Raw genomic sequence first — 12,656 nt, 5'->3', positions numbered from 1 at the left:
AATCGGTTTTTAAGACTTTAACTGGAGTGGTGATACATGAAACGCTGGCCCTCATTCTTTGCCGAACGCTGTCCTAAATGTAAATCAGCATTAGAAGTCTCAAAGTCCAATGCCCTGCAAGGCAAAGTCGTGAAAACATGTCCCAACCTTCATTATCAAAAAGAGTACCACCCAGCACTAGAAACGTATATCGAGCACGATGACGTCCAATAAAAAGACCAACATGCTTGCTTTGTTGGTCTTTTCTTTATAAAATATCCAGCCAAATTTTGACCGCTGTCGCCGTAATCATCACAGCAAGTGCCCATTGCAAGTAGACGGCGTTGATTTTCTGACCGACCTTCGCACCAATCGGAGCTGCCATCAAACTTGCCGCCATCAGCACAACAGCAGGAAGAAGCATGACCTGACCCGTCAATACCTTTCCAGTCGATGCGCCTATCGCAGAAAGAAACGTAATCGCAAGTGACGACGCAATCGTCATCCGTACAGGAATTTTTAAAATAGACAGCATCACAGGCACTAAAATAAATGCGCCGCCTGCACCTAATACCCCGGAAACACTGCCAATCACAAAGGCAATACCTGATGCCAGCCCTTTATGAAAAGTGACTTCTCCCTCTGCGTCTGGACGCTGTCCTTTTTTCGGAATCAGCATGAGAATAACCGCCACAATGGCGAGTAATCCATAGACGAGATTCATCCCTTTCTCCGGCATAAAATGTGATACATAACTGCCTAATAAGCTGCCCGCCAATATACTGCTTCCCATATATAAAATCAGCGAGCGATGTAAAAATCCGCTTTTCCGATAAGCAAGTACACCACCCAGTGTCGAAAAAAGCACTTGAATGGCACCAATCCCTGATACCTCATGTGCTGATAGTGCCATCACACCGAAAAGAGGCGGGATATAAAGCAGCATGGGATAGTTGATCACCGATCCGCCGATCCCCACCATTCCTGATAAGAAGGAACCAATACATCCGATGATAAAAAGTGTAATCAAAAATGCAAAATCCACGCTGGTCTCCTCCTTTGCAAAAGGAAAAGGGGATCTTCAGCAGATACCCCTACATCCTTTAGGACCCTTTTCTCATCCAGAACTTCAACACGTGACCTTCTTCTGTCTGCGTGATCAATTCATGTCCGCTTGACTTCGCCCATGCGGCTAAGTCAGCTTTAGCCCCTTTATCTGTTGCATGTATTTCTAAAACTTGACCTTCCGCCAAGTCGTTCATTTTTTTCTTCGTTCGAATAATCGGCATTGGGCATGCGAGCCCTGTTACGTCTAAAATTTGATCTGATGTCATTTGATTGTTCCTCGTCTCTTATTTTATTGGACATTACCGAATCGCACAACGGTTTGGACCCATTTCCATTTCACGCTGCTCTTCCACATCTGGGTTCAGCTTCCCCATATTGGTTTTACGAATCTCTTGAAAGGCATGCGGCTGTGCAGGCAATCCCTCCGTCACCATCTGTCTAAACACATGTTGATCTTCAATATGAAGCCCATGATTTTCTTTTAAAAGTGAGCCGAGCTCCTTCCAAACACTGCCGTCTTCATTCATTTCTTCTATGGTCATGAAGTGCGCAGGCAGAACGATGTATTCCTTTGAAAACGCCATATACCGTTCATAAAGCGTCTCTCTCAAATCATCTACCCAGTCCTCCGCCATTCCAGCAAGATCAGGTCTTCCAATTGAATCAATAAACAAAATATCACCTGAAAGAAGATATTGATTGTCTACGATAAAAGATGTTGAGCCGATCGTATGTCCCGGGGAATAAATGGGTTGAATATCAATAGAAGCTGTTCCAATCGTTATCTGCTGTCCTTCTTCAAGACGTTCATATTCAAAGGTTACCTCTTCTGCATCTTTTGGCGGCAGCCAGTAGGTGGCACCCGTTTGTTCAGCCAGTTTTTTCCCACCAGAAATATGATCCGCATGAAGGTGAGTATCCAACACATGCGTCACAGAGACATCATGCTTTTTCGCAAAATCGATATAGACCTCCGTCATTCGAGCTGCATCCACAACCGCGGCTTCTCCATTGGACATGATCATATAGGACAGACACCCCTTGCCCATCCGTACAAATTGATACAGCTCTCCGCCGCCGCTTAAATCACCTATTTTCACTGGCTCTAGATGCTCACTCCATGCTTTCATCCCGCCCTGCAAATAATGAACAGGCACGCCAGCCTCTGACAGCATCTCCGCCACCAGGATAGAGGAACCTTCCTTGGCACAAACCACCAAAACTTCACGGTCACTAGGAATGTGCTGTACAAGGCCCTCTACTCCGTCAAGCAGATCAAAATAAGGCACATTCAAATCAACGATGGCTTCCCCTTCAATCTTCCAGTCCTGCACATCTGCTTGATTTCGCACATCTAGCAAAAAGAGCGGCTCTTTGCCCACGATCTTTTTTGTTAACTGCTCTGCAGTCATGGCTTTTACCGTCATGTTTTATTCAGCTCCTATTTTTCAATGGCACCTGTCCAGCTATTCATGCCTGGCACCACATTGATTAATTGTTGAAATCCTTTCTCTTTTAGCTTTTGCGCAGCTATTTCACTTCTTCTGCCTGAATGACAGATGAGATAAATGTCCGATTCTCTTGTTAACTCCTCAGCACGACCTTCCACCTCACCAAGCGGGATATGAACAGCTCCTGGGATATGCCCCGCTTCGTATTCATCCAGCTCTCGTACATCCAAAATAAACAGAGATTGATCTTCTTTTACCTTCTGTTGAAAGGCATTCAAAGATATTTCCGAAATCATGGGCTCTTCCTCTTGCGCTCCGCCCTTACGAATCAAATGATGAAGCACCTGTCCTTCTACTTTTGTTCCTAAAAACTCATGGCCGGCACTTTTTGACCAAGCCGCTAAATCCGCTGCTGATCCTTTATCGGTAGCTTGCACTTCAAGTACATCTCCTGGCAAAAGCTCATTCATTTGTTTTTTTGTTTTCACAATCGGCATCGGGCATGCCAATCCTTTTGCATCTAAAATGACTGTTGGTTGCTGCATGTGATATCCTCCTTTATATAGGGGTGGGGGTATATTTTTATGCGTGCTTAATGCCAAGCATTCATACCACCCTTGATGTTTGTAATATGAGTAAATCCTTGCTTCTTCAATATTTTCGCTGCCTGCATACTTCTCATTCCGCTTTGGCATATCACGTAGATTTCTTCATTCTTCTCAAGCTGAGAAGCTCGTTCTTTTAACTGAGGTAAAGGAATATTTCGAAATCCTTTAATATGGTTTGTTTGAAATTCTACTGGTGATCGTACGTCAATGAGTTGTTGACCTTTGTTTTTCAGCCTTTTCTTCATATCGGCTGCATTTATTTGGTTCACACCTCGAACCGGCAGGAAACGGCTCACAAGTAAGCCAATCACCAGGATGAACAAAATCGTTTGAATCATTTCATCACCTCACTAAATAAATAAATTCACATTCCCAATTTCAGCCTCTGCTAAATAAGCGGCGACACCAGCATATTGAATATCATCTAATAATTCTTTCTCCTGCAGCCCTAAAAGATCCATCGTCATTGTACATGCTACGAGATTAATCTCCTGTTCCTTCGCCATATCAATGAGCTGCGGCAAGGTCATGGCATTGTGCTTTTTGATCACGTGCTTAATCATTTTTGGACCCATTCCAGCAAAATTCATCTTTGAAATGCCCATTCGATCAGCCCCGCGCGGCATCATCTTGCCAAACATTTTTTCTAAAAAACCTTTTTTCATTGGCACCATTTCATCCTTGCGCAAGGCATTCAGCCCCCAAAAGGTATGAAAAATCGTCACCTCATGATCATAGGCCGCTGCACCATTGGCAATAATGTAAGCCGCCATTGCTTTATCATAATCTCCACTAAATAGCACAATCGTCGTGCATTTTTTCTGTTCTGCCATCCTGCTCCTCCTTCACAATTACCCATGGGGGTATATAAAACCAAAAAATATATACACATACCGGTAAGGGTATATTATAACAAGTAAAAAAATCCGTCAACCTTCAAAGGCTGATGAATTTCTTACCGGCTTTTCACCAATAGCTCAACCGCTTCTTTCACAAGACCTTCCGTATCCTTGCCTTGTTCAAGACTTTCACGGACACATTGTTCAAGATTTGTACTTACAATCACACCCATTGCACGATCAATGGCATTGCGTGATGCAGACAGCTGCGTCACCACCTCGCGGCAATCCTTTCCCTGCTCCATCATCGCAAGAACCCCTTTAATCTGCCCCTCAATCCGGCGAAGACGGTTCTTCATCTGTTGATTATATTCCATGCACAAGTACCCCTTTCTATTGTTTCTATGAACAGATAGTATACCCTAAGAGGTATTTAGTCAAACGACTTGCCCTTCTCTTTTGTAGAGAACTTATATGAAAAGAATTGCACATTCCACCATTTATTGATAAAAAGAAAATAATCAACGAACGTGAAATCATTGAAGAAAAGAGGACAGCCCATGACTTTACATCATTATATTGGATCAAACAAAGAACTGCCGCTTGGTACCATTGGTCAAAATCCTACCTATAAACCATTCTCTGAACTCAATATCAACATGTTTGATAAAAAACAAAAAAAGCCAAAAACCTATCAAAAAGAAGAACTTTTGATAAAAGTATTTGAAATAGAAGAGGATTTCGAAGGCATTCACATTGATTATCTAGATCCCGTCTATGAAGCGGTAAGAAACAAATTCACGCATCCTTTTGTTTATGAATTAGACATCATTCATTCTCTTCGTGCACTTTTTAAATTCATTGAAAAAGAGCTGTCAAAAGGAGAAACCATCGAAATCTATTCTTGTGTAGATGGACTCGAAACGAAAGAAAAGGACGATCAATTGGATGTAGAAATTGACCTAAGCAAAAAACGGTTTGGAAAACATATCGATTTTAAAGAGATCGATGAACTGATTGTTATGTTTGAATTAGAAAACTTACAATATGTGTTGGTGAAGAAATAGACCTCCTGCGGTAAAAGTATAGAGAAGAGGGGACATTATCATGAACTTGACATGTGAATCTAAAAATTTTGATGATTATTTATGTGAACTAGCTGAAGTTGATTATTCTCATCCTCTTATTCGAGCAAAATCAAATGAACTTTTCAATCCATTGCAGACAGAAATAGAAAAAGCAAAAGCAGCCTATGAGTTTGTTAGAGATGAAATTCCCCATACATGGGATATCCAATCAAAACGAGTGACTTGTCATGCATCAGAGGTATTAACTTATAAAGAGGGAATTTGCTACGCAAAATCGAACCTATTAGCTGCTCTATTGCGCTCACAAGGAATACCCACAGGTTTCTGTTACCAGCGATTAATGTTGTTCGATACGCCAGATAAAGGATATTGTATTCACGCATTAAATGCAGTATTTCTGCAATCACTTAATAAATGGATTCGATTAGACTCTCGCGGCAACAAAACAGGAATTGATGCTCAATTCTCACTTGATCATGAAAGATTAGCTTTTCATACCCAACAAGAATTAGATGAAGTCGACTATCCTTTGATATATGTAAGACCCCATCCAAAAACAATGAGTATTTTAAAAGAACATACAGATGCTATTGAGATGTATCAACACCATTTACCAGAAAAGATATAGGCTTGGGGCCTAGAACCTTCGACAAAGCCAAACGTGAAAATAAACCGTTAGCATCGGTTATGCCCCTTGTCGCTGACGGCATAGGATCTATTTTATATTAAATGCACTCAATAACTTCATCCAAACGATAACTAGCCTTCAATCAAACGTTTTAACTTAAGCTCCGTTTCAGTATCCTCAACTGGAGTATAGACGCTGCATCTTAGATCAGTATCCCCATACACTTGTAATGAAGTGAGATTAAACAACATTTTACCTGCCTTAGCATGACGAAATTCAATTAATACTTCAGGCGCATAACTGATCTCATTTTCATTCCAAATTTTACGAAACTCAGGATATGCCTGCTCCATTTCTTCTATAAATTGCTCATACCAGTCATCTGCCACATACTGTCCATAATACGTTCTAAATATGGCGATATATCCTCTAACAAAATGCTCCCAATTCACCGCTAAACTTTTAAATTCCTTTCTTGCGAATAGTAAGCGTATGATATTCCTTTCTGCCGGATTGATTTGTTCAAAGTCCAAAAAGACATTCGCTGCTGCTTGATTCCAGCCAACAATCTGACTTCTTCTATCAGATACAATCGTCGGGCAATAACGAAGTTCCTGCAAAATTTTCACTAAAGCCGGACTGATTTCCTTCTCATTCTCAATGATAAAGGATTGTTTCACTCCTTCCTCTAACGCTAAAGCGTACAAATATCTCCTTTCATCGTTATTTAATTGTAATGCTCGAGAAATCGCATCTAATACCGAAGTTGATACTTTTATATCTCTTCCTTGCTCTAACCATGTATACCAGGTAAGACTCACACCGGCTAGTTGAGCCACTTCTTCTCTTCTTAGTCCTGGTGTTCTTCTGCGGGTTCCTACAGGTAAACCAACCATTTGGGGCGTAATTTTCGAACGTTGGTTTTTTAGAAATTCTGATAATGCTTGAAGTCTAGTTTCAGGTTTCATTTAGATCTCCCTTTAAAAGAGTATTAATTATACTAGGATAAACAACAACTTGTAATAGGATAACACAATGGCTAAAGTTAATAAAAACAAGGAGGGAATGATCATGAAAAGAGTTGTCATTACTGGAATGGGAATTATTTCTCCACTTGGAAATGATGTAAATAGCTTTTGGAATCAACTAATCGAAGGACAATCGGGAATATCTCTCATTGATTCTTTTGATACAACTGATTATAAAACAAAAATAGCTGGAATCGTTCGTGATTTCGATGCAGATGAAATATTGGGAAGAAAAGAAGCAAAACGACTAGATCGTTTTAGTCAGTTTGCCTTAGCAGCAGCCGAACAAGCATTAGAAAATTCACAATTACAGTTAGATCAAGTTGATCTTGAACGTTTAGGCGTATATGTTGGTTCAGGAATCGGGGGCATCCAATCGCTTGTTGATCATGTCAATGTATTAGATAAACGAGGTCCCTCAAGAGTAAGCCCCAGCCTTGTACCCATGATGATTTCAAATGCAGCAGCGGCCCAAATCAGCATAAAATTAGGGGCACAAGGGCCATCATTGTCACCAGTCACAGCTTGTTCTATTGGGAACACCTCTATTGGCGAAGCTTTCAATGCGATCCGAAATGATGATGCAGATATTATATTTGCCGGTGGAGCAGAAGCTGCTGTTTCACAGATATCTTTGGCCAGTTTTGGAAACGCACACGCACTATCTACTAGAAACCAAGACCCAAGCCGGGCCAGCCGTCCATTCGATACAGATAGAGATGGCTTTGTGATGAGTGAAGGCGCAGGTATCTTAGTATTAGAATCATTAGAAAACGCGATTCTTAGAGATGCGCCGATACTATGTGAAGTAGTGGGGTACGGAGCTAGTTCAGACGCTCATCATATGGTAGCATCCCACCCAGAAGGTAAAGGTGCCTACTTAGCCATGAAAAAAGCATTGAGAAGTGCAAACATATCAACAGATGACATCGATGTTATTAGTGCTCATGCAACAAGTACACAAGTAGGTGATCGTTCAGAAGTTCTAGCTATTAAGAAATTATTTGGTGATCGTTCAGGTGAAATTCCAACAACGGCAAACAAATCAATGACAGGGCATATGTTTGGTGCTGCCGGCGGAGTAGAAGCAATTGCTTTAGTAGAAAGTTTGAGACGAGGAATGATTCCGCCAACTATTAATGTAGAGAAGCAAGATCCAGATTGCAGCTTAGATGTTGTATTAGAAGCGAGACAGCTTCCTTTGAAATACGGGCTATCCAATTCTTTTGGTTTTGGAGGACATAATTCAGCCATCTTGTTAAAGCATTACGATTGATGTAGCTATCAAGGGTTTATAGCCCTTGATTTTTTTCATTTTGGGAACACCTCACAGACAAATGATGACGAGCCTCAGCAATCTGATATATTAAATGGAGAAAAGAGAATACTAAAAACATTTAGAAAGCAGGTGACCCATGTCAAACAACGAAACACCCAACCCACTCATCAATGAAAAATCACCATACCTCCTTCAGCACGCCCACAACCCAGTTCACTGGTACCCGTGGGGGCAAGAAGCATTTGACAAAGCCAAGCGTGAAAATAAACCAGTGCTTGTCAGCATCGGTTACGCCACTTGCCACTGGTGCCACGTCATGGCTCACGAAAGCTTCGAAGATCAACAAGTCGCTGACATCTTAAATGAGCATTTCATTTCAATCAAAGTCGATCGTGAAGAGCGTCCAGACATCGACTCGATGTATATGTCTGTTTGTCAGATGATGACGGGGCAAGGCGGCTGGCCGCTCAACGTGTTTGTCACGCCGGATCAAAAGCCTTTTTATGCGGGGACATATTTCCCAAAGAGAAGTGCATACGGGCGTCCTGGCTTCATCGAGGCACTGACACAACTGCTGGATGCGTACCATAATGACCGGGATCATATTGAATCATTGGCTGAGAAAGCGACAAATAACTTGCGGATTAAAGCAGCTGGGCAGACAGAAAACACACTGTCTCAAGAGGCAGTTCACAAAGCCTATTATCAGCTCATGAGCAGCTTTGATACGCTGTATGGCGGATTCGGCTCCGCACCAAAATTTCCTGCACCTCATATGCTCTCATTTCTGATGCGCTATTACGAATGGACTGAACAGGAGAATGCGCTGTATGCAGTCACGAAAACGTTAGATGGAATGGCAAATGGCGGTATATATGACCATATTGGTTCCGGCTTTTCTCGTTATTCGACGGATGAAAAATGGCTTGTGCCGCATTTTGAAAAAATGCTGTATGATAACGCCTTGCTGATGGAAGCTTACACAGAAGCGTATCAGCTCACCTCAAAACCTGAGTATGAAAAACTTGTCCAACGCCTGATCCAATTTATTAAACAAGATATGATGAATCTAGGCGGCTCCTTTTATTCAGCGATAGATGCAGATTCTGAAGGGAAAGAAGGACAATATTACGTCTGGTCAAAAGATGAGATCATCACCCATTTAGGGGAGGAGCTTGGCGCTTTATTTTGCGAAGTCTATCACATCACAGAAGAGGGGAACTTTGAAGGGGAGAACATCCCTCATACCATTTCTACCTCTTTTGAGGACATCAAAGCCTCTTTTTCGATCGATGATAAAACCCTTCAGTCTAAGCTGCAAGAAGCCCGGTATATTTTACAATCAGTCAGACAGCAGCGACCCGCGCCGCTTGTCGATGACAAGGTGCTTACATCTTGGAATGCACTGATGATCGCAGCTCTCGCCAAAGCAGGAAGGGTCTTTGATGCAGAGGAAGCAATCCATATGGCGAAGCAGGCGATGTCTTTTCTAGAAACACATCTTGTTCAACATGATCGTCTCATGGTCCGATATAGAGAAGGTGACGTGAAGCATCTCGGCTTTATCGAGGATTATGCGCATATGTTAAAAGCCTATATGTCTTTATACGAAGCGACCTTTGAATTAGATTGGCTGGAAAAAGCCACAGCCATTGCTGAGAACATGTTTGAGCTATTTTGGGACAAGGAAAAAGGGGGCTTTTTCTTCTCGGGATCAGATGCGGAATCGCTCCTCGTTCGAGAAAAAGAAGTGTACGACGGCGCTATGCCTTCTGGCAACAGCACTGCACTCAAGCACCTTCTCATGCTTAGCAGACTGACCGGACGTCAGGATTGGCTAGACACATTACAGCAGATGTTCCAAGCCTTTTATGTCGATGTCTCGTCCTATCCAAGCGGTCATACAGCGTTTCTGCAAGGGCTCTTAAGTCAATATGCAACGAAAAGAGAAATCATCATTCTCGGAAAAAACGGCGACCCTCAAAAAGAACAGCTTTTACAGGCGCTTCAAAAACGCTTCGTGCCATTTGATATCATATTGACTGCCGAAACAGGGGAAGAATTAGCGAAGCTCGCGCCCTTTACAAAAGATTACAAAACAATCGATGGAAAAACCACCGTGTATATTTGTGAAAACTACAGCTGCCGCCAGCCAATCACCGATATCGACGAAGCGATGGAACAATTATTCCACAATTGAGTTTGTCATGAGATGACTATGAGAAGACAAAATGAGGACAAACAGATAAAAAACATGTCAATCCACTAACAAATTGTCTGTACGGTTTTATTTTTCCTAAAAAACGGTTAGAATGCGCACTAGACGTTCTCATACCGAAGGGAGAGAAAATGATGAAAAAGGTTTCATACACACTCATCGCTTGTTTGTTATCTGTTGGACTTGCAGCCTGCTCGTCAAACGATGCCAAACAAGATAAGCAAAACGATTCAGCCAAAAACAAGGAAACAACACAGGCTGATCAAAAAGAGCAGCAAAAGCAAATGGAAGAAATGCAAAAGAAATTAGACGCACAAAAAATCGATGATCAAAAGGTCGTTGCGACCGTCAACAAAGACAAAATCACAGGCAGTGAATACAATAGCGCCTTATCTACCATTCAAGGCCAGCTTCAGCAGTCCGGGCAAGACCCTACTTCTAAAGAAGGCGAAAAAGCAGTCAAGAAACAAACCATTGATGCGCTCGTAGGCCAAGAGCTCATCCTGCAAGATGCTGAGAAGAAGGGCTTCAAAGCCTCTGACAAAGAAGTAGATAAGCAGCTAAAGGAAGAAAAGAAACAGTTTAAAGACAACGCTCAATTCGAAGAAGCACTGAAAAAGAGCGGACTTACATTGGATCAGCTGAAAAGTGACATTGCCGACAGCATCAAATACAGCCAATATGTCGACAAAGAAATCAAATCAGCCTCCGTTTCTGAGAAAGACGTCAAAGCGTACTATGACCAATACGCAGACCAAATGAAAAAACAAAAGCAAAAAGCACCAGAATACAAAGAGGTTAATTCACAAATTAAAAAACAGCTAGAATCTCAAGAAAAGCAAAAAGAAGTACAAAAAGAAATTGAAAAACTAAAGAAATCTGCGAAAATTAATGTGTCTCTATAACCGCTAAGAAAAAATCCGCCATTGTGCGGATTTTTTTGTTATTTCATGATCCGTTTTTCCAAATTTATGACAAAAGCCTCATCATAAACGTCTCTTCCATCCGATATGATGGGAGTACAAAAGAAAGCGCTAACAATTCTTTTGTCTCTGAAAGGGTACAGGATCAAAAGCCATTCTCGTACTTTTGCTTCAGTCAATCGGACATCTACAAAAGGAGGATCTTTATGTTCAAATGGTTTAAACCTGCTCCACATATCGACAGGCTTGATGATGCCAAAACAGATGAGACGTATAAGCGGCTGCGGCTGCAAGTCTTTTTAGGCATCTTTATCGGGTATGCGGGCTACTATTTGCTGCGCAAAAATTTCGCTTTTGCCATTCCATATCTACAGGAAGAGGGGTTCACGAAAAGTGAATTAGGCTTTGTACTCGCAGCCGTATCCATTGCTTATGGCTTTAGTAAATTCATCATGGGGATGATCTCAGACCGCTGTAACCCCAGATACTTTTTAGCCGCCGGACTCTTTTTATCAGCTCTTATCAATATCCTATTTGTCTCATTTCCATGGGTCACATCCAGTGTATGGATCATGTTTTTATTCATGTTCTTAAACGGCTGGTTTCAAGGCATGGGGTGGCCGCCATGCGGGCGTACGATGGCGCACTGGTTTTCGGTTAGTGAACGTGGTACGAAAATGTCCATTTGGAACGTCGCTCACAATATCGGCGGCGGAATTCTTGCACCGCTTATCACATTAGGGATTGTGCTGTTTGCGACGTGGAAAAGTATCTTTTTCTTCCCTGCCATCATTGCCATTATCGTCTCCTTCGTGATCATTCTTCTCGTACGGGATACCCCGCAATCCACTGGTCTTCCGCCAATCGAGGAATATCGAAATGACTATCCGGCCCAAAAGTATGAGGATCAAGAAAAAGAATTAACAGTGAAAGAGATTTTATTTAAATATGTACTCAACAATAAATTCCTATGGTATATCGCCATTGCCAACGTGTTTGTGTACTTTGTCCGTTACGGTGTCGTTGACTGGGCGCCGACCTACTTAACAGAAGCAAAAGGCTTTTCACCAGAGCATTCACGCTGGTCTTATTTTCTTTATGAATATGCAGGCATTCCCGGTACATTATTGTGCGGCTGGATCAGTGACCGCTTCTTTAGAAGCCGCCGCGCACCAGCTGGCGTCATCTTTATGGCCGGGGTGTTAATTGCCGTTCTTGTTTACTGGCTAAACCCTGCAGGCAATCCAATGGTCGATAACATTGCCCTCATCAGCATCGGCTTTTTGATTTACGGCCCGGTCATGCTCATTGGACTTCAAGCCATTGATCTCGCTCCGAAAAAAGCGGCTGGCACTGCTGCCGGACTGACAGGCTTCTTCGGCTACATTGGCGGCTCTGCCTTTGCCAATGCCATGATGGGTGTTGTCGTGGATCACTATGACTGGACAGGAGGCTTCATTTTACTGGTTGGTTCTTGTGTGCTTGCGATTGTTTTCCTCGCTATGACATGGAATACAGGAAAACGCGTTGAGCAAGCTTAATGAAAA

Annotated in this window: 15 protein-coding genes and 1 pseudogene; 8 read left to right on the top strand and 8 right to left on the bottom strand. The window is 42.2% G+C overall.

The features are described from left to right. The first annotated feature begins 36 nt into the window (after window positions 1-36). On the top strand, window positions 37-213 hold the full coding sequence (locus NSS76_RS01260; RefSeq protein WP_162860209.1) for a hypothetical protein: 177 nt from the start codon (window positions 37-39) through the stop codon (window positions 211-213). Window positions 214-247: 34 nt separating this feature from the next. Here the strand turns inward: NSS76_RS01260 and NSS76_RS01255 are convergent, their stop codons facing one another. The 7 genes from NSS76_RS01255 to NSS76_RS01225 form a co-directional block, all read right to left on the bottom strand. Then, complete coding sequence (locus NSS76_RS01255) at window positions 248-1,024, bottom strand: sulfite exporter TauE/SafE family protein (protein ID WP_133744691.1); 777 nt, start codon at window positions 1,022-1,024, stop codon at window positions 248-250. Window positions 1,025-1,082: 58 nt separating this feature from the next. Then, on the bottom strand, window positions 1,083-1,313 hold the full coding sequence (locus tag NSS76_RS01250; protein WP_041106141.1) for a sulfurtransferase TusA family protein: 231 nt from the start codon (window positions 1,311-1,313) through the stop codon (window positions 1,083-1,085). A 33-nt stretch (window positions 1,314-1,346) separates the two neighbouring features. Continuing rightward, window positions 1,347-2,474 carry an MBL fold metallo-hydrolase gene (locus tag NSS76_RS01245; RefSeq protein ID WP_341080122.1) on the bottom strand — a complete coding sequence of 376 codons (1,128 nt, stop codon included), beginning with the start codon at window positions 2,472-2,474 and terminating at the stop codon, window positions 1,347-1,349. A gap of 14 nt (window positions 2,475-2,488) precedes the next feature. After that, window positions 2,489-3,043 carry a sulfurtransferase TusA family protein gene (locus NSS76_RS01240; protein WP_044333434.1) on the bottom strand — a complete coding sequence of 185 codons (555 nt, stop codon included), beginning with the start codon at window positions 3,041-3,043 and terminating at the stop codon, window positions 2,489-2,491. A gap of 47 nt (window positions 3,044-3,090) precedes the next feature. Beyond that, window positions 3,091-3,444, bottom strand: a complete 354-nt coding sequence (locus NSS76_RS01235; protein ID WP_044333432.1) for a rhodanese-like domain-containing protein — start codon at window positions 3,442-3,444, stop codon at window positions 3,091-3,093. Between the two features lie 12 nt (window positions 3,445-3,456). Then, complete coding sequence (locus NSS76_RS01230; RefSeq protein ID WP_172880070.1) at window positions 3,457-3,939, bottom strand: DsrE/DsrF/DrsH-like family protein; 483 nt, start codon at window positions 3,937-3,939, stop codon at window positions 3,457-3,459. A 122-nt stretch (window positions 3,940-4,061) separates the two neighbouring features. Continuing rightward, window positions 4,062-4,322, bottom strand: coding sequence for a metal-sensitive transcriptional regulator (locus NSS76_RS01225; RefSeq protein WP_003217059.1), 261 nt, complete (start codon window positions 4,320-4,322; stop codon window positions 4,062-4,064). Window positions 4,323-4,505: 183 nt separating this feature from the next. On the opposite strand from NSS76_RS01225, the gene NSS76_RS01220 reads away from it, so the two are divergent. Continuing rightward, on the top strand, window positions 4,506-5,012 hold the full coding sequence (locus NSS76_RS01220; RefSeq protein ID WP_171463898.1) for a hypothetical protein: 507 nt from the start codon (window positions 4,506-4,508) through the stop codon (window positions 5,010-5,012). A gap of 40 nt (window positions 5,013-5,052) precedes the next feature. Continuing rightward, a complete protein-coding gene (locus NSS76_RS01215; protein ID WP_025092498.1) occupies window positions 5,053-5,661 on the top strand; it encodes a transglutaminase-like domain-containing protein in 609 nt (202 codons plus the stop codon). A 131-nt stretch (window positions 5,662-5,792) separates the two neighbouring features. On the opposite strand, the gene NSS76_RS01210 is transcribed toward NSS76_RS01215, so the two are convergent. Further along, window positions 5,793-6,629 (bottom strand): helix-turn-helix transcriptional regulator, encoded by an 837-nt coding sequence (locus NSS76_RS01210; protein ID WP_151863103.1) that lies wholly within the window; start codon window positions 6,627-6,629, stop codon window positions 5,793-5,795. A 103-nt stretch (window positions 6,630-6,732) separates the two neighbouring features. Between NSS76_RS01210 and fabF the strand changes: the two genes are divergently transcribed. The 5 genes and pseudogenes from fabF (at window position 6,733) to glpT (ending at window position 12,650) form a co-directional block, all read left to right on the top strand. Continuing rightward, window positions 6,733-7,965, top strand: a complete 1,233-nt coding sequence (fabF, locus tag NSS76_RS01205) for a beta-ketoacyl-ACP synthase II (protein ID WP_151863190.1) — start codon at window positions 6,733-6,735, stop codon at window positions 7,963-7,965. Window positions 7,966-8,104: 139 nt separating this feature from the next. After that, window positions 8,105-8,596 (top strand): annotated as a pseudogene (locus tag NSS76_RS01200) (thioredoxin domain-containing protein); the annotation flags it as partial. A gap of 84 nt (window positions 8,597-8,680) precedes the next feature. Beyond that, complete coding sequence (locus NSS76_RS01195; protein WP_341082655.1) at window positions 8,681-10,168, top strand: thioredoxin domain-containing protein; 1,488 nt, start codon at window positions 8,681-8,683, stop codon at window positions 10,166-10,168. Between the two features lie 152 nt (window positions 10,169-10,320). Continuing rightward, window positions 10,321-11,091 (top strand): SurA N-terminal domain-containing protein, encoded by a 771-nt coding sequence (locus NSS76_RS01190; protein ID WP_341080110.1) that lies wholly within the window; start codon window positions 10,321-10,323, stop codon window positions 11,089-11,091. Between the two features lie 224 nt (window positions 11,092-11,315). Continuing rightward, on the top strand, window positions 11,316-12,650 hold the full coding sequence (glpT, locus tag NSS76_RS01185) for a glycerol-3-phosphate transporter (RefSeq protein WP_061110460.1): 1,335 nt from the start codon (window positions 11,316-11,318) through the stop codon (window positions 12,648-12,650). Window positions 12,651-12,656: the final 6 nt, after the last annotated feature.

The organism is Bacillus sp. FSL R5-0654, from assembly GCF_038008745.1.
GTDB classification, from domain to species: domain Bacteria; phylum Bacillota; class Bacilli; order Bacillales; family Bacillaceae; genus Bacillus; species Bacillus safensis.
This window is presented reverse-complemented; position numbering and strand designations above follow the sequence as displayed.

Bases quoted from the DNA above. Each gene is read 5' to 3' on its own strand.
- NSS76_RS01260 (WP_162860209.1), top strand. From the start codon at position 37: ATGAAACGCTGGCCCTCATTCTTTGCCGAACGCTGTCCTAAATGTAAA.
- NSS76_RS01250 (WP_041106141.1), bottom strand. From the start codon at position 1,313: ATGACATCAGATCAAATTTTAGACGTAACAGGGCTCGCATGCCCAATG.
- NSS76_RS01245 (WP_341080122.1), bottom strand. From the start codon at position 2,474: ATGACGGTAAAAGCCATGACTGCAGAGCAGTTAACAAAAAAGATCGTG.
- NSS76_RS01240 (WP_044333434.1), bottom strand. From the start codon at position 3,043: ATGCAGCAACCAACAGTCATTTTAGATGCAAAAGGATTGGCATGCCCG.
- NSS76_RS01235 (WP_044333432.1), bottom strand. From the start codon at position 3,444: ATGATTCAAACGATTTTGTTCATCCTGGTGATTGGCTTACTTGTGAGC.
- NSS76_RS01230 (WP_172880070.1), bottom strand. From the start codon at position 3,939: ATGGCAGAACAGAAAAAATGCACGACGATTGTGCTATTTAGTGGAGAT.
- NSS76_RS01225 (WP_003217059.1), bottom strand. From the start codon at position 4,322: ATGGAATATAATCAACAGATGAAGAACCGTCTTCGCCGGATTGAGGGG.
- NSS76_RS01220 (WP_171463898.1), top strand. From the start codon at position 4,506: ATGACTTTACATCATTATATTGGATCAAACAAAGAACTGCCGCTTGGT.
- NSS76_RS01215 (WP_025092498.1), top strand. From the start codon at position 5,053: ATGAACTTGACATGTGAATCTAAAAATTTTGATGATTATTTATGTGAA.
- NSS76_RS01210 (WP_151863103.1), bottom strand. From the start codon at position 6,629: ATGAAACCTGAAACTAGACTTCAAGCATTATCAGAATTTCTAAAAAAC.
- fabF (WP_151863190.1), top strand. From the start codon at position 6,733: ATGAAAAGAGTTGTCATTACTGGAATGGGAATTATTTCTCCACTTGGA.
- NSS76_RS01195 (WP_341082655.1), top strand. From the start codon at position 8,681: ATGAGCAGCTTTGATACGCTGTATGGCGGATTCGGCTCCGCACCAAAA.
- NSS76_RS01190 (WP_341080110.1), top strand. From the start codon at position 10,321: ATGAAAAAGGTTTCATACACACTCATCGCTTGTTTGTTATCTGTTGGA.
- glpT (WP_061110460.1), top strand. From the start codon at position 11,316: ATGTTCAAATGGTTTAAACCTGCTCCACATATCGACAGGCTTGATGAT.